19 protein-coding genes are annotated in these 23,314 nt (G+C 64.9%); 6 read left to right on the top strand and 13 right to left on the bottom strand.

What is annotated here, in order from left to right:
• Positions 1-339: 339 nt before the first annotated feature.
• Positions 340-1,491 carry an FAD-binding oxidoreductase gene (locus ACFFJK_RS19650; RefSeq protein WP_379681375.1) on the top strand — a complete coding sequence of 384 codons (1,152 nt, stop codon included), beginning with the start codon at positions 340-342 and terminating at the stop codon, positions 1,489-1,491.
• 243 nt (positions 1,492-1,734) lie between these two features.
• On the opposite strand, the gene secF is transcribed toward ACFFJK_RS19650, so the two are convergent.
• The 5 genes from secF to queA all read right to left on the bottom strand — a co-directional run bounded on the left by secF (position 1,735) and on the right by queA (position 7,453).
• Positions 1,735-2,757: a protein translocase subunit SecF gene (gene secF / locus ACFFJK_RS19645; protein ID WP_379681374.1), complete on the bottom strand. Its 1,023-nt coding sequence runs from the start codon at positions 2,755-2,757 to the stop codon at positions 1,735-1,737.
• 2 nt (positions 2,758-2,759) lie between these two features.
• Positions 2,760-4,649 carry a protein translocase subunit SecD gene (secD, locus tag ACFFJK_RS19640; protein ID WP_379681373.1) on the bottom strand — a complete coding sequence of 630 codons (1,890 nt, stop codon included), beginning with the start codon at positions 4,647-4,649 and terminating at the stop codon, positions 2,760-2,762.
• A gap of 66 nt (positions 4,650-4,715) precedes the next feature.
• Positions 4,716-5,054: a preprotein translocase subunit YajC gene (yajC, locus tag ACFFJK_RS19635; RefSeq protein WP_379681371.1), complete on the bottom strand. Its 339-nt coding sequence runs from the start codon at positions 5,052-5,054 to the stop codon at positions 4,716-4,718.
• 219 nt (positions 5,055-5,273) lie between these two features.
• Positions 5,274-6,413 carry a tRNA guanosine(34) transglycosylase Tgt gene (gene tgt, locus ACFFJK_RS19630; protein ID WP_379681370.1) on the bottom strand — a complete coding sequence of 380 codons (1,140 nt, stop codon included), beginning with the start codon at positions 6,411-6,413 and terminating at the stop codon, positions 5,274-5,276.
• A gap of 8 nt (positions 6,414-6,421) precedes the next feature.
• The gene (gene queA, locus ACFFJK_RS19625; protein ID WP_379681369.1) at positions 6,422-7,453 is read right to left on the bottom strand and encodes a tRNA preQ1(34) S-adenosylmethionine ribosyltransferase-isomerase QueA; all 1,032 of its coding nucleotides are present in this window, start codon (positions 7,451-7,453) and stop codon (positions 6,422-6,424) included.
• Positions 7,454-7,558: 105 nt separating this feature from the next.
• Between queA and recG the strand changes: the two genes are divergently transcribed.
• Positions 7,559-9,622, top strand: a complete 2,064-nt coding sequence (recG, locus tag ACFFJK_RS19620; protein WP_379681368.1) for an ATP-dependent DNA helicase RecG — start codon at positions 7,559-7,561, stop codon at positions 9,620-9,622.
• 224 nt (positions 9,623-9,846) lie between these two features.
• On the opposite strand, the gene ACFFJK_RS19615 is transcribed toward recG, so the two are convergent.
• From ACFFJK_RS19615 to ACFFJK_RS19590, 6 genes are all read right to left on the bottom strand, one after another.
• Complete coding sequence (locus ACFFJK_RS19615) at positions 9,847-10,602, bottom strand: NYN domain-containing protein (RefSeq protein ID WP_379681367.1); 756 nt, start codon at positions 10,600-10,602, stop codon at positions 9,847-9,849.
• Between the two features lie 46 nt (positions 10,603-10,648).
• On the bottom strand, positions 10,649-11,011 hold the full coding sequence (locus ACFFJK_RS19610; RefSeq protein WP_379681366.1) for a glyoxalase superfamily protein: 363 nt from the start codon (positions 11,009-11,011) through the stop codon (positions 10,649-10,651).
• 84 nt (positions 11,012-11,095) lie between these two features.
• The gene (locus tag ACFFJK_RS19605; protein ID WP_379681365.1) at positions 11,096-12,088 is read right to left on the bottom strand and encodes a Gfo/Idh/MocA family protein; all 993 of its coding nucleotides are present in this window, start codon (positions 12,086-12,088) and stop codon (positions 11,096-11,098) included.
• Between the two features lie 11 nt (positions 12,089-12,099).
• Positions 12,100-12,903: a DUF3025 domain-containing protein gene (locus ACFFJK_RS19600; RefSeq protein WP_379681364.1), complete on the bottom strand. Its 804-nt coding sequence runs from the start codon at positions 12,901-12,903 to the stop codon at positions 12,100-12,102.
• Positions 12,904-12,924: 21 nt separating this feature from the next.
• On the bottom strand, positions 12,925-13,977 hold the full coding sequence (gene pyrC / locus ACFFJK_RS19595; protein ID WP_379681363.1) for a dihydroorotase: 1,053 nt from the start codon (positions 13,975-13,977) through the stop codon (positions 12,925-12,927).
• Between the two features lie 76 nt (positions 13,978-14,053).
• Positions 14,054-14,779: an amino acid ABC transporter ATP-binding protein gene (locus tag ACFFJK_RS19590; RefSeq protein WP_379681362.1), complete on the bottom strand. Its 726-nt coding sequence runs from the start codon at positions 14,777-14,779 to the stop codon at positions 14,054-14,056.
• A 236-nt stretch (positions 14,780-15,015) separates the two neighbouring features.
• On the opposite strand from ACFFJK_RS19590, the gene ACFFJK_RS19585 reads away from it, so the two are divergent.
• From ACFFJK_RS19585 to ACFFJK_RS19575, 3 genes are all read left to right on the top strand, one after another.
• On the top strand, positions 15,016-16,278 hold the full coding sequence (locus ACFFJK_RS19585; RefSeq protein ID WP_379681361.1) for a dicarboxylate/amino acid:cation symporter: 1,263 nt from the start codon (positions 15,016-15,018) through the stop codon (positions 16,276-16,278).
• Positions 16,279-16,359: 81 nt separating this feature from the next.
• On the top strand, positions 16,360-17,655 hold the full coding sequence (locus ACFFJK_RS19580; protein ID WP_379681360.1) for a metal-dependent hydrolase family protein: 1,296 nt from the start codon (positions 16,360-16,362) through the stop codon (positions 17,653-17,655).
• Between the two features lie 62 nt (positions 17,656-17,717).
• On the top strand, positions 17,718-18,806 hold the full coding sequence (locus ACFFJK_RS19575) for a type II asparaginase (protein WP_379681358.1): 1,089 nt from the start codon (positions 17,718-17,720) through the stop codon (positions 18,804-18,806).
• Positions 18,807-18,938: 132 nt separating this feature from the next.
• On the opposite strand, the gene ACFFJK_RS19570 is transcribed toward ACFFJK_RS19575, so the two are convergent.
• Complete coding sequence (locus ACFFJK_RS19570) at positions 18,939-20,804, bottom strand: ABCB family ABC transporter ATP-binding protein/permease (RefSeq protein ID WP_379681357.1); 1,866 nt, start codon at positions 20,802-20,804, stop codon at positions 18,939-18,941.
• A 62-nt stretch (positions 20,805-20,866) separates the two neighbouring features.
• On the opposite strand from ACFFJK_RS19570, the gene ACFFJK_RS19565 reads away from it, so the two are divergent.
• Positions 20,867-21,328 (top strand): acyl-CoA thioesterase, encoded by a 462-nt coding sequence (locus ACFFJK_RS19565; protein WP_379681356.1) that lies wholly within the window; start codon positions 20,867-20,869, stop codon positions 21,326-21,328.
• A 210-nt stretch (positions 21,329-21,538) separates the two neighbouring features.
• On the opposite strand, the gene ACFFJK_RS19560 is transcribed toward ACFFJK_RS19565, so the two are convergent.
• Complete coding sequence (locus tag ACFFJK_RS19560; protein ID WP_379681354.1) at positions 21,539-23,224, bottom strand: long-chain-fatty-acid--CoA ligase; 1,686 nt, start codon at positions 23,222-23,224, stop codon at positions 21,539-21,541.
• Positions 23,225-23,314 lie beyond the last annotated feature (90 nt).

Genomic DNA, 23,314 nt, shown 5'->3' with positions numbered 1-23,314 from the left:
TCCGCTTCCGTGCGCTGATTCACACAGCGCCGCTTTTCCGCGTTGTTGCGCGGCTGCCGCACACTGCCGTGCAACAGGCAAAAAAAACCCGCTTCCGTGGAAGCGGGTAAAGTCCAAAACTAGGGATGTCCTGAAAGAGACGAGTCCACTTTATCGCTCGGAACGCCTGTGCTCGGTGCGTTGATTCACACACAGGAGGAATTTGTACGGTTACCACGGTCGAAGGCAGCGTGGGCCGACCCGTGGATTGGATGATCTGTCGTGAATGTGTATCGCGGCTTCACCAGGCAAACCCGTATTGCTAAGATCGGCCAAATTTCCAAAAGGAATTAGTAACCGATGAACCAGCAGCGCCGCACCTTCCTCGCCCACGCCCTGGCCGGCGCGGGCCTCCTGACCCTTGCCCCGGCCCAGGCCGTATCCGCCCCCGGCGTCCTGATCCCGAATGTGACCGGCCTGTATCCGGTGGAAGTGGCCCGGGTGGTCGCTCCCGTGTCCACCGCGGACGTGGTCCGGGCGGTGCGGGAATGGCCCGGGAAGATCGCGGTTGGCGGCGGGCGCTACAGCATGGGAGGCCAGGTGGCCGTCACGGGCGGCCTGCACCTGGACATGCGCGCCATGAAGGGGCTGGTCCGGCTCGATGCCGGCGCCAGGGTGGCGCGGGTCCAGGCCGGGATGCGCTGGCGCGACCTGCAGGACCTGCTCGACCCGCTCGGGCTGGCCGTGCACACGATGCAGAGCTTTTCCAATTTCACGGTGGGCGGCGCGGTGTCGGTCAACGCGCATGGCCGGTATGTCGGCAACGGCCCCGTGGTCAACTCGGTCCGGGCCCTGCAGCTCGTCCTTGCCGACGGTTCGACCGTGGAAGCGAGCCGCACCCGCCATGCCGACCTGTTCCGCGCTGCCGCGGGCGGCTATGGCGCCATCGGCGTGATCACCGAAGTCGAACTCGCGCTTACGCCCAACACCCGCATCGAGCGGGTGGTCGAAGAAGTGGCGCTCGACGACTACCCGGCCTGGTTCCGGCGGGTCGTGGAAACGGTGGACAAGGACAGCGGCTGCATTTTCCACAATGCCGACCTGCTGCCGCCCTCCTTCGACGCTCCGGTCGCGGTGTCCTGGCGCAGCACCACGAAGCCCCTCACCGAGCCTGCCAGGCTGGTTCCGCGCGGGCAGTCGTACGCGCTGAACCAGAACGTGCTGTTCGCCCTGACCGAGCTGCCCCGCGGCGACCTCCTGCGCAGCAAGCTGATCCACCCTCTCCTGCTGGAGCGCCCAAGCGTCAAGTGGCGCAAGGCCGGCGACTGGACACGCGAGATGATCGACACGGCGCTGCGCTTCGGCGGGCGCTACTACCTTCCGTACCAGCTGCACGCCACGCGGGAACAGTTCGACCGGGCCTATCCGGAAGCGGCGGCGCTGCGCCTGCTGAAACGCCGGGTCGATCCGGCCGGCCGATTTTCCAACGAACTCTGGGCAACGTACCTGTGATGGCTGGACAGCCAGGCGGGCAGTTGCGGGGGCAGCAGGCAAAAAAAAACCCGCTCCGGTTGGGGAGCGGGTGAAGTCCAAAACTAGGGATGTCCTGAAAGAGACAGGTCCACTATAGGGACCGCTCCACTTTGTTTCTGTGCGTTACCGCACACAAGCCCGCAACTTGCCATAAAGGCTTGATTAAATGTAAAAAAGCCGCCACGGCCTGGGGCCGGGCGGCTTTGTCGATACCAACGCGGGTCAGACGACGGCGCCGTCGGTCTCGTCCTTTTCCTTGACCGGCTTGATCAGGTCTTCGCGCTTCACGCCCAGCCACATGGCGATCGCGGCGGCGACGAACACCGACGAGTAGATACCGAAGAGAATACCGATGGTCAGCGCGATCGCGAAGTAGTGCAGCGCCTGGCCGCCGAAGAACAGCATCGACAGCACCATCATCTGCGTCGAACCGTGGGTGATGATGGTACGCGAGATGGTGCTGGTGATCGCGTGGTCGATCACTTCCGGCACGCTCATCTTGCGCTGCTTGCGGAACATCTCGCGGATCCGGTCGAAGATGACGACCGATTCGTTGACCGAGTAGCCCATCACCGCCAGGGTCGCCGCCAGCACCGTGAGCGAGAACTCCCATTGGAAGAAGGCGAAGAAGCCGAGGATGATGACCACGTCGTGCAGGTTCGCGAAGATTGCCGCGACCGCGAATTTCCACTCGAAGCGCACTGCCAGGTAGATGACCACGCCGATTACCACCATGATCAGTGCGCTCAGGCCGTTCTGCGCCAGCTCTTCGCCGACCGCCGGGCCGACGAATTCGACGCGCTGCAGGCTCACCAGTTCCTGGCCGTTTGCGGCCACGCAGTTGGTGTGGTTGACCTGCTCGCCCTTGTCGGTGGTGACCTGGCTCACCTTCGGCGTGCCCTGTTCGGACGCGCAGATGGCATCGAACACCTTCGACGAGGTGCCCGCCGCAGCCTGGCCCTCGATGATCGGCAGGCGCAGCATGATGTCCTGCGCGGTGCCGAAGCTGGCCACCTCAGGCGCTTCGTAGCCGATGCCGCGCAGCGTGGAGCGGATCTTTTCCTGGTCCGCCGCGTGCGGGTAGCGCAGTTCCATCACGGTACCGCCGGTGAACTCCACCGAGTAATGCAGGCCCTTGGTCACCAGGAAGAACACCGCCGCCAGGAAGGTCACGATCGAGATCACATTGAGGATCACGGCGTGGCGCATGAACGGGATATCCCGTTTGATCTTGAAAAATTCCATCGTTATTCCTGAGTAGCGTTTTGCTTGTTAGGCGTGAAACCCTGTTTCCAGACCGTGCCGATCGAGATGTTCGTCAGTTTCTTCTTGCGGCCGTACCAGAGGTTGATGAGGCCACGGGCCACGAACACCGCCGAGAACATCGAGGTCAGGATGCCCAGGCAGTGCACCACGGCGAAACCGCGCACCGGACCGGAACCGAAGATCAGCAGCGCCAGGCCGACGATCAGGGCGGTGGCGTTAGAGTCGAAAATCGTGTCCCAGGCATGCTTGAAGCCGGCGTTGATCGCCACCTGTGGTGCGGCGCCCGCACGCAATTCCTCGCGGATGCGTTCGTTGATCAGCACGTTCGAGTCGATCGCCATGCCGAGCGTCAGCGCGATTGCCGCGATACCCGGCAAGGTCAGGGTGATCTGCATCATCGACAGCAAGGCCAGCAGGAACAGCACGTTCGCCGCCAGCGCCACTGCGCTGACGATGCCGACCACGTGGTAGTAGATGATCATGAAGGCCGCGATGGCCACGAAGCCCCAGATGGTGGACTGCAGGCCGCGCTCGATGTTCTCGGCGCCCAGTTGCGGGCCGATCACGCGTTCCTCGATGAATTCCATCGGCGCCGACAGCGCGCCCGAGCGCAGCAGCAGCGCCAGCTCGTTCGCGTCCTGCGAGGTGCCCATGTTCGTGATCTGGAAGGTCGAGCCGAGTTCGCTCTGGATGGTCGGGGCCGACAGCACGCTGTACTTGCCCTTTTCCTTCAGCAGGATCGCCATGCGCTTGCCGATATTGTCGCGGGTGGCCTGGCGGATGCGGCGGCCGCCGTCGCCGTTCAGGTCGAGCGACACGGCCGGCTGCTGGTTCTGGTCGAAGCTGGCGACGGCGCTCGAGATGTAGTCGCCGGTCAGGATGATGTCCTTCGACACCACCACCGGGGCGCCGCGGCCTTCGGTGAACAGTTCGGAATTGAGCGGAATGGCGGCGGTCAGCTCGGTACCCGGGGTCACGGTCTGGTCGACCATGCGCAGTTCCAGGGTGGCGGTGCGGCCGATGATGTCCTTGGCGCGCGCCACGTCCTGCACGCCCGGCAACTGCACGATGATGCGGTCGGCGCCCTGCTGCTGGATGATCGGCTCGGTAGTGCCCAGCTCGTTGATACGCTTGGACAGGGTGGCAATGTTCTGCTTCACGCCCTCTTCCACGGTACGCTTGAGCGCGTCCTCCTTGAGGGTGAGAACCAGCTTCAGTTCGGTGCCGTCGGCGGTCTCGGCGAAGTTCAGGTCCTGGAACTGCCTGGCGAGCGTATTGCGTGCCGCGGCGCGCGTCTCGACGTCGCGGAAGCGCACTTCGACGGTGTTGCCGACGCGTTCGATGCCGGCATGGCGGATGTTCTGGTCGCGCAACTGGCTGCGCACGCCGGCCTGCACGCCCTTGACCTTGGTGTCGAGGACGGCGTTGGCATCGACCTGCAGCAGGAAGTGCACGCCGCCGCGCAAGTCCAGGCCCAGGTTCATGGGCAGCGCGTTGATCGCCTGCATCCAGGCAGGCGTATTCTTCACCAGGTTGACGGTGACGATGTAATCGGGATCTTCGGGGTCGCGGTTCAGGTCGCGCTCGAGCGCCAGCTTCGCCTTGAACTGGGCGTCGGTGCTGCCGAAGCGGGCCCGCACCGAAGTGCTGTTGCCGGAGCCCTCGAGGGCAATGCCGGTGGCCGGAACACCGTTGCGCTTGAGCGCATCCTCGACCAGGCCCACCGTGGCGCTGGTGATATTGACCGTCGATTTACCGGTGGTGACCTGCAGTGCCGGCGATTCGCCGAAGTAGTTCGGCGCCGTGTACAGCACACCCAACAGGAGCGCAACGGCGATCAGTAGATATTTCCAGACGGGATAGCGATTCATAGTGTTCCAGCATTCAATGTTGGGCACGGCGCGGCCCGCCGGGCCGGCGCCTCGTGCTTACTGAGCTTACAGGGCCTTCAGGGTGCCTTTCGGAAGCAGCGTCGTCACTGCGTTCTTCTGGACCACGATTTCGGTACCGGTCGACACTTCGATCGTCACGGTGGTGTCGGCCACCTTGGTCACGCGGCCGAGGATGCCGCCGGCGGTTGCCACTTCATCGCCCTTGGCGAGCGCGTCCATCATCGCTTTCAGCTCGCGCTGGCGTTTCTGCTGCGGACGGATCATGAGGAAGTACATGACCACGAACATCAGGATCAGCGGCAGGAAAGTGGTCAGGCTGCCCATCAGGCCTGGGTCGGCTGCGGTACCGGTGGCAGTTTGCGCGTACGCGTTGGAAATGAACACAAGAACTCCGATTGTGGTGGGATTAAAAAAATTAAGCGGTGTATTCTAGCACCGGCAATGCGGCCGGAGACAATCTGGAGGTATGTAGGATTGCAATTCCAGATTGCAAGATGTTGCAGGAAATTTAATGTAGCGCAGATGTCGAGCGGGCAGGCGGACGTGAAGTACGCCGCGACCTTGCCAGCTCAACAGTTAGCCCTCGCTTACGCCAGCGCCCGCTCACACCCCGCGCGAGCGGTCCGCCGCGAACTGGATGCGGAACTCGTTGAACCGGTCCGCATCGATCGCATCGCGCATCTCCTGCATGATCTTCAGGTAGAAGTGCAGGTTGTGGATGGTGTTCAGCCGCGCCCCCAGGATCTCGTTCGAGCGGTGCAGGTGGTGCAGGTAGGCGCGCGAGAAATTCTTGCAGCAGTAGCAGTCGCAGCTCTCGTCCAGCGGCGCCGCGTCGTCCTTGTAGCGCGCGTTCTTGATCTTGACGTCGCCGAAGCGCGTGAACAGCCAGCCGTTGCGTGCGTTCCGGGTCGGCATCACGCAGTCGAACATGTCGACGCCGTTGGCCACGCCCTCGACCAGGTCTTCCGGCGTGCCGACGCCCATCAGGTAGTGCGGCTTGTTCTCCGGCAGGCGGGGGCCGACGTGGGCCAGGATGCGCTGCATGTCTTCCTTCGGCTCGCCCACCGACAACCCGCCGATCGCCAGGCCCGGGAAGTCGATGTCTTCCAGACCACTAAGGGACTCGTCGCGCAGGTGCTCGTACATGCCGCCCTGGACAATGCCGAACAGCGCGTTCGGGTTCTCGCCGGCCTTGAACTCGTTCATCGAGCGCTGGGCCCAGCGCAGCGACATGCGCATCGACTTGGCCGCCTCTTCGGCCGTCGCGGGTCTCCCATCTATTTCGTAGGGGGTGCATTCGTCGAACTGCATCACGATGTCCGAATTGAGCGAACGCTGGATCTGCATCGACACCTCGGGCGACAGGAACTGGCGCGAACCGTCGATCGGCGAGGCGAACTTCACGCCCTCTTCCGTGATCTTGCGCATCGCGCCCAGCGAAAACACCTGGAAGCCGCCCGAGTCGGTCAGGATCGGGCCATCCCAGCCCATGAACTTGTGCAAGCCGCCGAACTTGTCCAGCACGGCCGTGCCCGGGCGCAGCCACAGGTGGAAGGTGTTACCCAAGATGATCTGCGAACCCACCTCCTTCAGCTCGACCGGCGACATCGCCTTGACCGAGCCGTAGGTCCCGACCGGCATGAAGATCGGGGTTTCGATGGTGCCATGGTTGAGCTTCAGGCGGCCGCGGCGTGCGTGCGACAGGCCGCTGGTATCCTTTTTGAGTAGCGTAAATTCGAGCATCGGTGTCTTTAGCGTGAGTTTGTCGTCAGCAGCATGGCGTCGCCATAGCTGAAGAAGCGGTATTCGTTGGCGATCGCATGCTGGTAGGCCTTGCGGATCTCGTGGTAACCGGCAAACGCCGACACCAGCATCATGAGCGTCGACTTCGGCAAATGGAAATTGGTGATCAGGCGCGTGACCGTTTTGAACGTGTAGCCCGGCGTGATGAACAGCGCCGTGTCGTTACTGCCTGCCACCAATTGGCCCGACTGCGAGGCCGATTCCAGCGCGCGCAAGGACGTGGTGCCGACGGCGACCACGTCGCGGCCTGCCGCCTTTGCGGCACGCACCGCGTCGACCGTCTCCTGGGCAATCGTGTACCACTCGGAGTGCATCTTGTGCGCCGAGAGGTCCTCGACCCGCACTGGCTGGAAGGTGCCGGCGCCCACGTGCAGCGTGACGAAGGCGAGTTTCACACCCTTCGCCTGCAGCTTGTCGAGGAGCGGCTGGTCGAAGTGCAGGCCGGCGGTGGGCGCGGCCACCGCGCCCGGCTCTTTCGAGTAGACGGTCTGGTAGCGCTGCTCGTCGAATTCGTCGGCGGTGTGCTCGATGTAGGGCGGCAGCGGCAGGCGGCCGTGGGCCTCGATCAGCTCGAACACGTCGCCGCCCTCTTCCGGAAAGTGCAAGGTGAAGAACTCGCCGGCGCGCTCGCCGGTCGTGACGTCGAAGGCGTCGGCCAGGCGGATGCGGTTGCCCGGCTTGGGCGACTTGGAGGCGCGCACCTGCGCCAGCACGGTCCGGTTGTCGAGCACGCGCTCGACCAGCACCTCGACCTGGCCACCGGTTTCCTTGACGCCGAAGAAGCGTGCCTTGAGCACGCGCGTGTTGTTCATGACCAGCAGGTCGCCCGGCTGGAGCTGGTCGACGATGTCGGCAAAATGGCGGTCGGTGATCTGGTCGCCATCGAGCTGCAGCAGGCGCGAGGCGCTGCGGTCCGGCAGCGGCAGCTGCGCGATCCGTTCTGGCGGCAGGTCGAAATCGAAATCGGAAAGCGAGTACATTGTCGTCAATTCTGGGAAAATGAAGGCTGTCAGCCTTACAATAGAGGCTGCAGCGCGTGCGGCGAACCCTCTATTTTACGCCAGCAAAGCCCAAACTGCCGCAATATGCCCGCCACCAAGACCACATCCGCCCCTAAAACCACCGAATCGAAGCTCGCCCGGCTGGGGCTGCGCACCGACATGGACCTGGTGCTGCACCTGCCGATGCGCTACGAGGACGAGACCAAGGTCGTCACGATCCGCGAAGCGAGCATGCGCGGCCTGCAGACCTGGCAGGTCGAAGGCGTGGTGGTCAGGAATGAAATCACGTACAAGCCGCGGCGCCAGCTGCTGGTGCAGATCGCCGACGAGACCGGCGAGCTGCAGCTGCGCTTCATGAATTTCTACGGCAGCCAGGTCAAGCAGCTGTCCGAAGGCGTGCGGGTACGCGCGCGCGGCGAGCTGAAACACGGCTTCTTCGGGGCCGAGATGGTCCACCCCACTTACAAGGTGATCAACGAGGGCGCACCGCTGCCCACGTCGCTCACCCCGGTGTATCCGGCAGGCGAAGGCCTGTCGCAGACGGTGATGCGGCGCGCGATCGCGGATGCCATGAAGCGGGTGGACTGGCGCGACACGCTGCCCAACGCGTTTCTCTCGCGCCTGCAGCTGTGGGACTTCGAACCGTCGGTGCGCCTGCTGCACTACCCGCCGGCGGACGTCGACGAATACGCCCTCACCGAGCGCTCGCACCCGGCCTGGACGCGGATGAAGTTCGACGAGCTGCTGGCGCAGCAGCTGTCGCTCAAGAGAGCGCAGCGCGCGCGCCGCGAAAAAGGCGCCCCGCAACTGCGCGCGGTGGGCGAGCTGTCCGAAGCCTTCCTGGCAACGCTTCCCTTCAAGCTCACCGGCGCGCAGCAGCGCGTGGTGAAGGAAATCCGCGCCGACCTGCGCGAGGGTTACCCGATGCAGCGCCTGCTGCAGGGCGACGTCGGCAGCGGCAAGACCGTGGTGTCGGCGCTGGCCGCCGCCCAGGCCATCGACAGCGGCTACCAGGCCGCCCTGATGGCGCCGACCGAGATCCTGGCCGAGCAGCACTTCCGCAAGATCGCCGCCTGGATGGAACCGCTCGGCGTCAAGGTGGCCTGGCTGACCGGCAGCCTGAAGAAAAAGGAAAAGGACGCGGCCAAGGAACGGATCGAATCGGGCGAAGCGAATCTGGTGATCGGCACCCACGCGCTGATCCAGGACACGGTGCAGTTCGCCAGGCTGGGCCTGGTCATCGTCGACGAGCAGCACCGCTTCGGCGTCGGCCAGCGCCTGACCCTGCGCAACAAGGGCAGCGACGGCCTGGTGCCGCACCAATTGATGATGTCGGCCACGCCGATCCCGCGCACCCTGGCCATGACCTATTACGCCGACCTGGAAGTGTCCGTCATCGACGAACTGCCGCCGGGCCGCAGCCCGATCGTCACCCGCGCCATCGACCAGAACCGGCGCGACGAGGTGATCGAGCGGGTGCACGCGGCGGCGCAGGAAGGCCGCCAGGTGTACTGGGTCTGCCCCTTGATCGAGGAATCCGAGGTGCTGCAGCTGCAGACCGCGACCGAAACCTACGAGACCCTGGCCGAAGCCCTGCCGGACCTGCAGGTTGGGCTGGTGCACGGGCGCCTGAAGCCGGCCGAAAAACAGGTGATCATGGACGCCTTCATCGAAGGCAGCATCCACGTGCTGGTGGCCACCACCGTCATCGAGGTCGGCGTCGACGTGCCGAACGCCTCCCTGATGGTGATCGAGCACGCGGAGCGCTTCGGCCTGTCGCAGCTGCACCAGTTGCGCGGCCGCGTCGGCCGGGGTACGGCCGCAAGCGTGTGCTTACTTCTCTACCAGAGCCCATTGGGCCAGGTGGCCAAGCAGCGCCTGATGACGATGCGCGAGACCACCGACGGCTTCGAGATCGCGCGGCGCGACCTGGAGATCCGCGGCCCCGGCGAATTCCTGGGCGCGCGCCAGTCGGGCGAAGCGATGCTGCGCTTTGCCGACCTGGAAGCGGACCAGTGGATCGTGGAAAAGGCGCGCGATGTGGCGCAATACCTGCTGGACAACGGCGATCGGCCGGAATACATGGCGATCGTGGATGCGCACCTGACGCGCTGGCTCGGCGGGCGCGAGGAATTCCTGAAGGTCTGAAGGGCGGCCTCAGGCCAATGCCAGTTCGTAGGGTGGGCGGCTCCACCCGACAACATGAACGCCAGACGCTGCGGATGCCGCCCACACGCTCAAGCCACCGTGATGCTGCCTGCGCGGCCCTTCATGCACCTGTTGAACGCGTGGGCGGCGCTGGCTTGCTCGCGCTGTCGGTAGAGCCGCCCACCCTACGTGTCCTCGCGTTCTCAAGTGATTGGCGTTGGGCCTCAGGCAGCTTTGCCCCCAGTTTTTTGCGACAAGCGCACGGTCCAGCCTCCATCCTCCTGTCCGACGAGCTTCAATGACGGGTATGCCCTGAGCATGTCGATCAACTTCGGATAGCCGAACTGTTTCGATGAAAATCCTGGTTTTATTTTCTGGAGCTGGCTGCCCAACGGCCCCAGGTGAACCACATCTTCCCCGCTATCGGCGGCCAGCCGCCTGATTGCTTCGATGACGAATGCCGGTTGCCGCTTGGCGATCGGAACGGGATGCGCCGCAACGACATGCAGTGCCGCCGGCGCGCTGTGCGCCTGGTCCTGTTTCGGCTGCGGCTCTGCCGGAATGAATTCGAAGAAGCTGTCGCATGCATTGCGCAGCGCGGCCGGCGTCTTCGCCTCCCCGACGATATGCACTGCCGCGCCCCGCTCGCGCAACTTGCGGCAAAGATAGGCAAAGTCGGAATCGCTCGTCACCAGTACGAAGCTGTCGGCCCGGGCATCCAGGAACGTTTCCAGCGCATCCAATGCAAGTGCGATATCGGACGTGTTCTTGCCGGGCGCGTACTGGAATTGCAGGCAGGGCGTGAACGCCATCTGGACGAGCGCCTCCTGCCAGCGATTGGTGAGCGCGGTGTGATTGCCGAAGCCGCGCTTGATGACAACGCGTCCGCATTCCACGGCGCACTTCAGCGCATAATCCAGGACCAAGGGATTGGCATTGTCGCAGTCGACCAGGATCGCGACGCGTTTATCGGTGACCAAGCTGGCTTCTCCTTGACAGGCTATTGGCGTGCCCTGCTGCGGCAACTCAGGCGCTGATCGCGCTGGTGAACGTCAGCCGGTTCCCGAACGGATCCTTGACCGACATGTCGCGCGAACCCCAGGGGGTATCGTCGACATGGGGACGGGCATACCCATACTGCTTTCCCGCCAGCTCGGTATGGTAAACATCGATGTCGTCGACCTCGATGCGCAGCGCCGCACCGGGGCAGCAGTCGCCGTGGTGCTCGCTCAGGTGCAGCACGCACCCATCGCGCGACACCTGCAGGTACAGGGGCAGGCCCGGTTCGAAACGGTGCTCCCAGTCGACCCGGAAGCCGAGGAAACCGACGTAGAACTCGCGGGCTTTCGCTTCGTCGAAGATGCGCAGGATGGGAATGACGGCGCGCATGAGTGCTCCTTCAGGAACGATCGGGAAGATCACCCCAGTATTCGCCCCCCGGCTGCCACTGTCAACTCAGCCTGCATACGCAAGTCACGCCTTGCGGTCCGCCGCGTAGACCAGCCCGATCTGGCGCCGGATCTCGTCCAGCACGCCCATCAGCGCCAGCGTTTCTTCCAGCCGCATGGCCGGGCTCTCGGTCAATCCGGCGAGGAAGCAACGCTGCGCTTCCATCACCTCGTGCACGTAGCCGTTGCCGAGATACGGGGTGTCGACCGTGCGCGAGGAACCGTCCTCGAGCGCCACCGTCACCGAGCGGGCACGGTGGAACATCGTGTTCATGCGCACCTGTCCACGGGTGCCCGACACCGTCAGCTCGCACGGCGTGCGCGCCTGGAACGAGCAGCTGCACACGGACATGCCGCCGGCTTCGTGCTTGAGCGTGAAGCCCGTTTGCACGTCCACGCCGGTCGCTCCCATCTGCGCCTGCGCCTTGATCTCGGCCACCGGCCCGAGCAGCGCGGTGGCGATCGACAGCGGGTAGATGCCGAGGTCCAGCAGCGCGCCGCCGCCCAGCTCCGGATTGAACACGCGGTGCTCGGGACCGAAGTTCGCCGTGAAGCCGAAATCGGCCACGACCTGGCGCACCTCGCCGATCTCGCCGGAGGCGATGATGCGTTTCACCTCGTCGAAGGCCGGCAGGTAGCGCGTCCACATCGCCTCCATCAGGAACAGGCGGCGCGTGCGCGCCAGCGTGACGACCTGCTCGGCTTCGCGCAGGTTCATCGAGAACGGCTTCTCGACCAGCACGCCCTTCCCGGCGCGCAGCGCCATCAGGGCGTTGTCCGCATGCTGCGGGTGCGGCGTGGCGACATAGACCAGGTCGATGCCGCCGGCGTCGACCAGTTCCTGGTAGTCGCCGTAGGCAGCGGGCGCGCCGAACTCCTGCGCGAAGGCGTGTGCCTTGTCGTGGCTGCGCGACGCGACGGCGGCGAGCACCGCGCCCGGCACGTCCTTGAGTGCGTTGGCAAAGGCACGGGCGATCTTGCCCGTGCCGAGGATTCCCCAGCGTACTGCGTCTGACATCAGGCTTCCTTTCAGTTCGTGCTGTCGTGCTTGCGTTTGGGACGAAACACGGTGGTGTCGAGGTAGAAGTCGCGGTCCTGCCCCGGCCACCAGCCGGGCACGCCGAGCATCGGCAGCGGCGTGAAGCCCGAGGTGTGCAAGGCCTGGTCCGCCAGCTGCGCCGCGACCTGCGCATCGATCCATGCGCGCTGCGCGTCATGGCCGAGCGCAAAATAATCATCGCCGGCGACGATGACGCGCGTATGCGCCGTGATCGCCTTGCGCGGCGCCACCAGCTTTTCCATCAGCGCGTGGCCGAACAGCCAGACTTGCACATCGGGCCCGTACATGGCGCGCTTCTCGAACAGCGCGGCGAGCCAGTCGTGCGCCCGCAATGCGTCCACCAGCGTGCGCCCGGGTTCGCCTGCGCGCACGACCAGCAGCGCGGCGTTCTCATCAAAAATGGTGGCGGCGTCGCGCGCCGCGCCGCGCGACTTGCCGATGCCGGCCTGCGCGATCTGCGCCGCCTGCAGGGCATTCAGCTGGCGCTTGATGAGCGGGAAGGTCTGCCACACCAGCCCGTTGAAGAAGTCGTGCAGGTTGTCCCTGGTCGGGACATTGCCGGTGGCGCCGATGAATTCCTCGTAGGCGGTCCCTTCCGGCAGCGCGGCCTGCGGGACGAAGCGCAGCGGCAGGCCGCGGTGGTTGCGCAGCGCGAGCGCTTCGGCGTTGCGGTTGAAGGCATCGATGAAGGCCTCACCGTCCAGCCCGAGCCGGGCGAATGCCGGCCGCACCGCGTCGTACCAGGGACGCGACCAGTCGATCTGCGACAGCATATGAATGCCGACCCGGTCCGCTTACACCATCTTCCAGTTGATGGTCTCGCCGGCGTTGAGCGGCACCAGTTGGTGTTCGCCGAAGGGCACGGTTTCCGGCAAGGTCCAGGCTTCGCGCTTGAGCGTGATCGTGCCTTCGTTGACCGGCAGGCCGTAAAAGGCCGGACCGTTCAGGCTGGCGAAGGCTTCGAGCTTGTCGAGCGCGCCGGCCTGGGCGAACGCCTCGGTGTACATCTCCATCGCGTGCAGCGCTGTGTAGCAGCCGGCGCAGCCGCAGGCCGCGTACTTGGTATGCACCGCGTGCGGCGCCGAATCGGTGCCGAGGAAGAAGCGCTCGTCGCCGCTGGTGGCCGCGGTCACCAGCGCCAGGCGGTGCTCTTCGCGCTTGAGCACCGGCAGGCAGTAATAGTGCGGGCGGATGCCGCCGCGGAAGATCTCGTTGCGGTTGTACAGCAGGTGGTGCGCGGTGATCGTCGCCGCGATCGGGCCTTCGGCTTCGGCCACGTACTGCGCCGCCTCCTTGGTGGTGATGTGCTCGAACACGACGCTCAAGGCCGGCAGGTCGCGGCGCAGCGGGCGCATCACGCGTTCGATGAACACGGCCTCGCGGTCGAACAGGTCGATGTCGTTGTCGGTCACTTCGCCATGCACCAGCAGCGGCATGCCGACTTCCTGCATGACTTCCAGCGTGCGGTAGCACTTCCTGAGGTCGGTGACGCCGGCATCCGAGTTCGTCGTGGCGCCCGCCGGGTACAGCTTGACCGCGTGGATGAAGCCGGTGTCCATGGCGCGGCGGATCTCGTCCGGATCGGTGTTGTCGGTCAGGTACAGCGTCATCAAGGGCTCGAACTGCATGCCTTCCGGAAGCGCCGCCAGGATGCGGTCGCGGTAGGCGGCGGCGGCGGCGGCCGTGGTGACCGGCGGCTTCAGGTTCGGCATCACGATCGCGCGGGCGAACTGGCGCGCAGTGTGCGGCAGGACGTCGGCCAGCGCCGCGCCGTCGCGCAGGTGCAGGTGCCAGTCGTCGGGGCGGGTGATGGTGATGGTGTCTGGGGTGTCGATAATGGAAGACATGGCGGCTCTCGGATTGCGGATGCCGACATTTTACCCGCAGCGACACGCATGCAGCGCGCCGCCGCCCTCGCGTTGGCTAATGAATAATACGGGTCAGGAATTCGCGCGCCCGTTCCGAGCGCGGCGCACTGAAGAAGGCCTCCGTCGGGCTGTCCTCGACGATGCTGCCGTGGTCCATGAAGACGATGCGGTCGGCCACCTTGCGCGCAAACCCCATCTCGTGGGTCACCACCATCATCGTCATGCCGTCCTGCGCCAGCCCGACCATCACGTCGAGCACTTCGCCGATCATTTCGGGGTCGAGCGCGGAAGTGGGCTCGTCGAACAGCATCGCCACCGGGTCCATCGCCAGCGCGCGCGCGATCGCCACCCGCTGCTGCTGGCCGCCCGACAGCTGGCTGGGGAACTTGTCCTTGTGCGCCAGCAGGCCGACCCGGTCGAGGTAGGCCAGGCCGTGTTCCAGCGCTTGTTCCTTGCTGCGCCCCAGGACCTTGACCTGGGCCAGCGTCAGGTTTTCGCGTACCGACAGGTGCGGGAACAACTCGAAATTCTGGAACACCATGCCGATGCGGGCGCGCAGTTGCGGCAGCCTGGTGTTCGGGTCGCCGACGGAGATGCCGTCGACCTCGACCCTTCCCTGTTGAAAGGGTTCCAGCCCGTTGACGGTCTTGATCAGGGTGGACTTGCCCGAGCCGGAAGGGCCGCAGAGCACCACCACGTCGCCGCGCGCGACCCGGACACTGCAGTCGCGCAGCACCTGGAAGCTGCCGTACCACTTGCTGACGTTCTCGATTTCGATCATGTGATGCCTGTATCTGGAGCGGGTATCGACGCCATCCTGCGACGGCTGCCGCGCACACTGTTGCGTACGGTATAAGCATGCTTGACAGCATTTCTAGCGACAAGGATACTTCGGAACTTGCCTTACCTACCAGAACGATCCAAGCGTTCTCCCCAGCGTACTACCCAATAATTCGCCTTGCGACAGCGTCATCCCCTGCCGCGGGTTTTGCACAGGTCCACGAGACAGGAAGCATTATGGATAAAAAGAACCGCCTGACAACGTACATCCTGATCGGCCTCGTGCTCGGGATCGTCGTCGGCTACGTGGCCAACGTTTACCTGGAAGACGCCCCCGGGTTCGCCGACACGATGTCGCTGATCACGACCATGTTCCTGCGCCTGATCAAGATGATCATCGCACCGCTGGTGTTCTCGACCTTGGTGGTCGGCATCGCCAGGATGGGCGACGCCGCGGAAGTCGGCCGCATCGGCGTCAAGGCGCTGGGCTGGTTCGTCATTGCTTCGGTCATCTCGCTGTCGCTGGGCCTGATCCTGGTGAACCTGTTCCGTCCGGGCGACGCGATGGCCCTGTCGGGCGCCGTGCCGCCGATCGACGCCTCGTCGGGCATCACCACGTCCAGCCTGACCCTGAAGGACTTCATCACCCACCTGATTCCGACCTCGATCTTCGACGGCATGGCCAAGAACGAGATCCTGCAGATCGTCGTGTTCTCGGTCTTCTTCGGCACCGCGGCGGCCGCCGTCGGCGCCCGCGCCACCCCGCTGATCGACGCGGTGGACGGCATCGCCCACATCATGCTGAAGGTCACCGGCTACGTCATGAACTTCGCGCCGATCGCCGTGTTCGCGGCGGTGGCCGGTGTGGTCGCCAAGAGCGGCCTGAGCGTGCTGTCGACCTACGGCATCTTCATGGCCCAGTTCTACTTCGGCATCGTGCTGCTGTGGATCGTGCTGATCCTGATCGGCGGCTTCTTCCTCGGACGCCGCGTGCTGCGCCTGGTCTCCGAGCTGAAGGAACCGACCATCCTGGCCTACACCTGCGCTTCCTCCGAAGCGGCATTCCCGAAGACCCTGGAAGGCCTGGAGCGCTTCGGCGTCAAGAACCGCCTGGCCGCCTTCGTGCTGCCGATCGGCTATTCGTTCAACCTCGACGGCTCGATGATGTACTGCACCTTCGCCGCCGTGTTCATCGCCCAGGCCTACGGCATCGAGCTGGACCTGGCGACCCAGATGACCATGATGCTGGTGCTGATGCTGACCTCGAAAGGCATGGCCGGCGTGCCGCGTGCCTCGCTGGTCGTGATCGCCGCCACCCTGGCCCAGTTCAACATCCCGGAAGCCGGCCTGCTGCTCCTGCTGGGCATCGACCACTTCCTGGACATGGCCCGTTCGGCCACCAACGTGATCGGCAACGGCATCGCCACCGCCGTGGTCGCAAAGTGGGAGGGCGACCTGGCCGAACCGAACAAGGATCCGGCCGTCGCGCCGCTGCGCTGAACACCACGACAGCATTCACCACGAAAGGCCTTCCAGCGATGGAGGGCCTTTTTCACATAACGACAACATGAGGAGCGAGACATGAACAAACTGTATGCGGCAGGTTTGCTGCTGGCCACGACTGGTGCAATGAGCGGTGCCCACGCCGCCACCCAGACGGTCGACTGCGGCCGCCTGCTCGACGTGAAAAGCGGCACCTGGCGCGAGCGCGTCAGCATCGTCGTGGAAAACGGCGCCATCAAGTCGGTCGGCCCGATGACGCAGGCGGCCGGCAATATCGACCTGTCGCGCCAGTCCTGCCTGCCGGGCCTGATCGACATGCACGTGCACCTGACCAGCGAAACCATGCCGGTAATCGATTCCTACCGCGACCGCCTCACCGCCGACCCGGCCGACCTGGCTTACCGCTCGGTGAAGTACGCCGAGCGCACCCTGATGGCCGGTTTCACCACGGTGCGCGACCTCGGCGCCCAGGACGGCCTGAACGTGTCGCTCAAGCGCGCCATCGCCGCCGGCGCGATTCCCGGCCCGCGCATGTTCACCGCCGGGAAGTCGATCGCCACTACCGGCGGGCATGCCGACCCGACCAACAACCTGTCGCACTTCCTGAGCGAGAAGGTCGGCACGCCCGGCCCCGAACAGGGCGTGATCGACAGCCCGGAAGGCGGCCGCCAGGCCGTGCGCCAGCGCTACAAGGAAGGCGCCGACCTGATCAAGATCACCGCCACCGGCGGCGTGCTGAGCCAGGCCGCCAACGGCCAGAACTCGCAGTACACCGAGGACGAGCTGAAGGCCATCGTCAGCACCGCGAAGGATTACGGCTTCCGCGTCGCGGCCCACGCGCACGGCGCCGAAGGCATGAAACGCGCACTGCGCGCCGGCGTCGACTCGATCGAACACGGCACCTTGATGGACGACGAGACCGTCGCCCTGTTCAAGAAAACCGGCAACTGGTACGTGCCCACCATCTCGGCCGGCCGCTACGTGGCCGACAAGGCCAAGGACCCGAATTATTACTCGGCACTGGTACGCCCGAAGGCGGCGGCCATCGGCCCGCAGCTGCAGGCGACGTTTGCGCGTGCCCACAAGGCCGGCGTGAAGATCGCGTTCGGCACCGACGCCGGCGTGTTCCCGCATGGCGAGAACGCCAAGGAATTCGGCTACATGGTGGAGGCGGGCATGACGCCGGTCGAAGCCATCCGCTCGGCGACCGTGCACGCGGCCGCCCTGCTCGACCAGGGCAAGCGCCTCGGCGCCGTCGAGCCGGGCTTCGCGGCCGACATCATCGCGGTCGAAGGCGACCCGCTGCGCGACGTGCAGGTGCTCGAGCAGGTGAAGTTCGTGATGAAGGACGGCGTCGTTTACAAGAAGCCGTAATTCATCTGTCACGGGCGGCCGCGCACAGCGCGGCCGCCTTTTGTTTTTTGAAGGAGATGTACATGTTCCAGAAGTCCCGGCGCGCCGCCGCTGCGCTGTTCGCCATGATGTTCCTGCTCGCCCCGGCGGCGTATGCACAAATCGCGGCGCACAGCGCGAAGCTGCCCAACGTGACCATCCTCGCCACCGGCGGCACCATCGCCGGCACCGGGGCCAGCAGCACCACCACGGTCGGCTATACCGCCGCCACCGTCGGCGTGCAGTCGCTGATCCAGGCCGTGCCCGAGATCGCCAGGGTGGCCAACATCACCGGCGAGCAGGTGTTCCAGATCGCCAGCGAGAACATGGGCAACGAGCACTGGCTGCAACTGGCCAAGCGCGTCAACGTGCTGCTGGGCCAGGCCAATGTGGACGGCATCGTCATCACGCACGGCACCGACACGCTGGAAGAGACGGCCTATTTCCTGAACCTGGTGGTCAAGAGTAAAAAGCCGGTGGTGGTGGTCGGGTCGATGCGGCCGTCCACCGCGCTGTCGGCGGACGGCCCGATCAACCTGTACAACGCGGTCAACCTGGCCGGCTCCCCATCCGCGGCGGGCAAGGGGGTGCTGGTGGCGATGAACGACCAGATCCACGCGGCGCGCGACGTCACCAAGGCGAGCACCACCACCACTGACACCTTCCGTGCGGCGGAGCTGGGCATGGTGGGCTACATCCAGGGCGGCAAGCCCTACTTCTATCGCGAGGTGACGCGCAAGCACACCGTGGATACCGAGTTCGACGTCTCGAAGCTGGACGCGCTGCCGCAGGTGGACGTGGCCTACGCGTATGCGAACGTGGGCGACGTGGCGGTGAAGGCGCTGGTGGCGGCCGGCGCCAAGGGCCTGGTGCATGCGGGGGTGGGCAACGGCAGCCTGCCGGCCAGGACCAGGCCGGCCTTGATCGCGGCGCGCGAAAAGGGCGTGGTGGTCGTGCGGTCGTCGCGCGTCGGCCAGGGCATCGTAGCGAGGAACGGCGAGGCCAACGACGACCAGCTCGACTTCGTGGCGGCGGATACGCTCAGCCCGCAGAAGGCGCGTATCCTGCTGATGCTGGCGCTGACGAAGACCAGCGATACGAAGGACATCCAGCGGATGTTCTATACCTACTAACGTAGTTCGTTTGTTAGCCCGAGATCGTCGTTCCCGCGCAAGCGGGAACCCAAGTTTGCATGCGGTTTGGTACTGCATGCATTCTCATGGCTTTCAGGCTAACAATGGAAGAGTTGTGGCTCATCGCCACTTTTACTTTGCTACCTCCAACGGCGGCGACGCCAACTCCTCGTCCGGCCGCGCCAGCTGCCTTTCCCACATCTGCGCATACAAGCCGCGGGCCGCGAGCAAGGATCCGTGCGTGCCGCGCTCGACGATGCGCCCGTGGTCCAGCACGATGATCTGCTGCGCGTCGGCGATGGTCGACAGCCGGTGCGCGATCACGAGCGTCGTGCGGTCCTTCGCGATCTCCTTCAGCTGCGCCTGGATCGCCTGTTCCGATTTCGAATCGAGCGCCGACGTCGCCTCGTCGAAAATCAGGATCGCCGGGTTCTTGAGCAGCGTGCGCGCGATCGCCACGCGCTGCTTCTCGCCGCCCGACAGTTTCAATCCACGCTCGCCCACCATGCTTGCATAGCCGTCCGGCAGGCTTTCGATGAAATCGTGGATCGAGGCCGCGCGCGCCGCCGCCACGATGTCCTCATGCGAGGCGCCCGGCTTGCCGTAGGCGATGTTGTACTCGATGGTGTCGTTGAACAGCACCGTGTCCTGCGGGACGATGCCGATCGATGCACGCAACGATTGCTGCGTGATGTTGCGCAGGTCCTGCCCGTCGATGCGGATCGCGCCGCCGTTCACGTCATAAAAACGGAACAGCAGGCGTGACAGCGTCGATTTACCCGAGCCGCTGTGCCCCACCACCGCCGTGGTGGTGCCGGCCGGGATCGTGAAGTCCACGTCGAACAGGATCTGGCGCTTGGCCTCGTAGCTGAACTGCACGTGCGAGAACTCCACCTGCGCCCCCTTCGCCGCATCAGTGACGAGCGGCTGCGCACCCGGGCTGTCGGCCACCTCGCGGTTCTGGTCGAGCAGCGAGAACAGGCGTTCCATGTCGGCCAGGCTCTGCTTGATCTCGCGGTAGATCACGCCCAGGAAGTTCAAGGGGATGTACAGCTGGATCATGAACGAGTTCACCAGCACCAGGTCGCCCAGGGTCATGGTGCCCGCGATCACGCCTTCGGTCGCGCGCCACAGGATCAGCGTGACGGCGGTGGCGATGATCAGGGACTGGCCGGTGTTCAGGAACGACAGCGACGTCTGCGAGCGCACGGCGGCATTCTCGAAATTCTGCAGGCCCTGGTCGTAGCGCTTCGCCTCGTATTCCTCGTTGCCGAAGTACTTCACCGTTTCGTAGTTCAGCAGCGAGTCGATCGCCTTGGTATTGGCTTTCGAATCGAGGTCGTTCATGGTGCGGCGAAAGTGCGTGCGCCATTCGGTCACGATCACCGTAAAGGCGATATAGCTCGCCAGCGCCACCGCCGTGATGACGGTGAACCAGATGTCGTAGTTGAACACCAGGTAGCCGAGCACCAGCGTGATCTCCACCAGGGTCGGCAGCACGTTGAACAGCGAATAGGAGATCAGGGAATTCACGCCGCGCGTGCCGCGTTCGATGTCGCGCGTCATGCCGCCGGTCTGGCGGTTCAGGTGAAAGCGCAGCGACAGCGCATGCAGGTGGCGGAACACTTTGAGGGCGATGGTGCGCACCGCGCGCTGCGTCACGCGCGCGAACAGGAATTCGCGCAGCTCGGTGAACAACGTGGTGGACAGGCGCAACAGGCCGTAGGCGACGAGCGCGCCGAGCGGCAGCACCAGCAGCGCGTGGGGGTCCTTGGGGTCGATGGCGAGCTGGTCGATCAGCTGCTTGAGCACCAGCGGCACGCCGACGTTCGCCATCTTGGCGCCGATCAGGGCGGCGAGCGCGGCCAGCACCCGCCATTTATAGACCCAGAGATACGGGAACAGGGTGCGCAGCGTGGCCCAGTCGTTGCGCGGCACGCCCTTCGAATCGGGCGGCAAGGGGACGGATGAGGCTGAGGTTGCTGAATTGCGGCGCATGGCAGGGCTTGGGGATTTATGGTTCAATTCGGGACGATTGTAGCTTTTACCGAGAAAACAAGATGACCACGCCACAAAATGCTCCCGCCACCCCGTCCACGCCCGACGCCGCAGCACCGACCCGCCTGCCGCAAGGGAAGATGCCGGAACTGCGGGTGATGCCCGCCCCGTCCGACGCCAACGTGTACGGCGACGTGTTCGGCGGCTGGATCATGGCCCAGGTCGACGTCGCCGGCTCGCTGCCGGCCACCCGCCGCGCGAATGGCCGCGTGGCGACGATTGCCGTGAATTCCTTCCTGTTCAAGCAGCCCGTGTTCGTGGGCGACCTGCTGTCCTTCTATGCCGAGATCGTCAAGGTCGGGAAAACCTCGATCACCGTGTGCGTCGAGGTCTATGCCGAGCGCAACCGCCTGCAGGCCGATGTCGTGAAGGTGACCGAAGCCCAGCTGACCTATGTGGCCACCGGGCCGGACCGCAAGCCGCGCCAGCTGCCGCCGCTGGACTCGCTGATTACGCACGAGTAAATGGCGCTAGCGCGCCGGCTGTTCCGGCTGGCTAATGGCATCCCGGACATGGAGTGGATAAGCTAGCGGCTACGGTACGAACTTGGGTCCCGGCCTTCGCCGGGACGGCGTTCAAAAGTTGGGGACTGCGGACGCTTCTTTTGTGCGCTAACCTAAAGACCGTCATCCCGGCGAAGGCCGGGATCCAATTTTTGCTTGAGCAGTGTCAGCTCAAGCCGCGGGCGTCTTCTCGTCCCGCAGCTCGCGCCGCAGGATCTTGCCCACGTTCGTCTTCGGCAGCGTCTCGCGGAATTCGATGAACTTCGGACGCTTGTAGCCGGTGAACTGCTCCTTGCAGTAGGCCATCAGCTCATCAACGGTGAGGTTTGCGTCCTTTTTCACGATGTACAGCTTCACCGCCTCGCCCGAGTTCTTGTCCGGCACGCCGACGCAGGCCACTTCCAGCACGCCCGGATGCGCGGCCACGACGCCTTCGATCTCGTTCGGATACACGTTGAAGCCCGAGACCAGGATCATGTCCTTCTTGCGGTCCACGATGCGGGTATAGCCCTGTTCGTCCATGATGCCGACGTCGCCGGTCTTGAAGAAGCCGTCCGGGGTCATGACCTTGGCGGTTTCGTCGTCGCGCTGCCAGTAGCCGGCCATCACCTGCGGGCCGCGCACGGCGATTTCGCCGGCGGTGCCGAACGGGACTTCATTGCCGGCTTCGTCCAGGATGCGGATCTCGGTGGACGGCAGCGGCAGGCCGATGGTGCCTGTGAAGTCGGTGATGTCGCAGCGGTTGGCGGTGACCACCGGCGAGGTCTCGGACAGGCCGTAGCCTTCGACGATCGGGGTGCCGGTGATCGACAGCCACTTGTCCGCCACGGCTTTTTGCACCGCCATGCCGCCGCCCGGGCACACCAAGAGGCCCGAGAAGTCGAGCTGGGCGAATTCCGGGTTGTTCACCAGTCCGTTGTACAGCGTGTTCACGGCCGGGAAGATGTTGATGCGGTAGTTCTTCAGTTCCTTGATGAAGCCCGGGATGTCGCGCGGGTTGGGGATCAGGAGGTTCATGCCGCCTACGCGCAGGCCCAGCAGCGCGCACACGGTCAGCGCATAGATGTGGTACAGCGGCAGCGCGCACACGAACTGCGGCTGCTCGCCGGCCTTGAGCTTGCCGAGGGTCGGGGCGAACCAGGCTTCGTTCTGCAGCACGTTGGCGATCACGTGGCGGTGCAGCAGCACGGCGCCTTTCGACACGCCCGTGGTGCCGCCGGTGTACTGCAGGAAGGCGATGTCGTCATGGCCGATGGTGACCGGCTTCATGCTCAGCCCTGCCCCCTCGGACAGCATGCGCTTGAAACCGATCGCGCCCGGCAGCGAGAACGCCGGCACCATCTTCTTGACCTTGCGGACCACCAGGTTGACCAGGGTCCCCTTCAGGCCGCCCAGCAGGTCGCCCATGGTCGCGACGACCACGTGTTTCACTTGCGTCTTGGCGATCACCTGTTCCAGCGTGTGCGCGAAGTTCTCGAGCACGACGATGGCTTCGGCGCCCGAATCGGCCAGCTGGTGCTGCAACTCGCGCGGGGTGTACAGCGGGTTGACGTTGACGATGACGTAGCCGGCGCGCAGTACGGCGGCCATCGCCACCGGGTACTGCAGCACGTTGGGCAGCATGATGGCCACGCGCGCGCCCGGCTTCAGGCCGCGGCCCTGCAGCCAGGCGGCCATGCGGGCCGAGAGCTGGTCCAGTTCGCCGAAGGTGAGGAACTTGCCCATGCACGCGTAGGCCTTGCGGTCGGCGTACTTGCGGAACGCCTCCTCCAGCAGATGCGTCAGGGAGCGGTACTGCGTCGGATCGATCTCCGCAGGTACCCCCTCCTCGTACGACTTGAGCCAAAACTTGTCCATCCGTGCCTCACCTTCTGTTTGTGTATCCATTAAAACGCAAAGCCGCCCGGGATGCGGGCGGCTTCTGGCAGCCGGCCGAATGCGCCAGCC

Origin of the sequence: Massilia consociata, from assembly GCF_042432755.1 — a bacterium.
In the GTDB taxonomy this organism is placed as follows: Bacteria; Pseudomonadota; Gammaproteobacteria; order Burkholderiales; family Burkholderiaceae_D; genus Telluria; species Telluria consociata.
The sequence above is the reverse complement of the archived record's forward strand: the minus strand, read 5'-3'. Positions and strand labels throughout refer to the sequence as shown.